The 890-nt window shown below is 73.4% G+C and carries 2 protein-coding genes; both read right to left on the bottom strand.

From position 1 onward, the window contains the following. Positions 1-663: lyase family protein (locus tag DEIPI_RS32625; RefSeq protein WP_045234722.1), on the bottom strand; the 663-nt coding region annotated here is incomplete at its 3' end. Further along, the coding region (locus tag DEIPI_RS32620; protein ID WP_045234703.1) for a GNAT family N-acetyltransferase at positions 660-890 on the bottom strand (231 nt) is incomplete at its 5' end. The genes DEIPI_RS32620 and DEIPI_RS32625, both read right to left, overlap by 4 nt.

Here is an 890-nt window from a genome sequence, read left to right as displayed (position 1 = left end):
GCCCGCCGTGTCGAAGCGGTCGATGGGCCACGGCGTGCCCGCGAGGGCGCCCGCGCCGAGGGGACTCTCGTCCATGCGGCGCGCGGCGTCGCGCAGGCGGCCCTCGTCACGTTCGAGCATCTCCCCGTACGCGAGGAACCAGTGGGAGAGCACGATGGGCTGCGCGACCTGCAGGTGCGTGTAGCCGGGCATCACGACGAGCGGGTCGAGGTGCCGCGCGGCCTCCCCCACCATCACGCCGCGCAGGGCGCGGGTGAGTCCGGCGAGATCGAGGGCGGCCTCCTTCACGAAGAGGCGGAAGTCGGTGGCGACCTGATCGTTGCGGGAGCGCGCGGTGTGCAGCTTGCCCGCGACGGGGCCGATGCGGTCGCGCAGGGTCGCCTCGACGTTCATGTGGACGTCCTCGCGGTCCTGCCGCCACTCGAAGGTGCCCGCGCGGACGTCCTCCAGGACGCCGCGCAGGCCCTCCTCGATGGCGGCGACCTCCTCGGGAGCGAGGATGCCCGCGCGCCCGAGCATCGCGACGTGCGCGAGGCTGCCGCGAACGTCCTGCTCGGCGAGCCGCTGGTCGAAGGAGACGCTGGCGTTGAAGCGCTCGACGAGGCGGTCGGTCGCTTCCTCGAAGCGTCCGCCCCACAGTTTCTTCTGGTCGGTGGTGGTCATGCGGGCTCCAGGACGAGACGCATCTCGTTGGTGGGCGTGAAGCCCATCCGTTCGTAGAGGGGGCGGCCGAGGCCGGAGGCGTGCAGCGCGACGACGCGCACGTCCCGCGCGCGGGCCTCGGCGAGGAGGTGGTCCATGAGGGTGCGGGCGAGGCCGCGTCCGCGGTCACCCGGCTCGACGAAGACGTTGAGGACGTACGCGCGGGCGGGCGCGGCGTCGAGCGGGTG

The organism is Deinococcus pimensis DSM 21231 (assembly GCF_000519345.1).
In the GTDB taxonomy this organism is placed as follows: Bacteria; Deinococcota; Deinococci; order Deinococcales; family Deinococcaceae; genus Deinococcus_A; species Deinococcus_A pimensis.
Note: the sequence above shows the minus strand (reverse complement) of the source record. Positions and strands in the feature narration are given on the sequence as shown.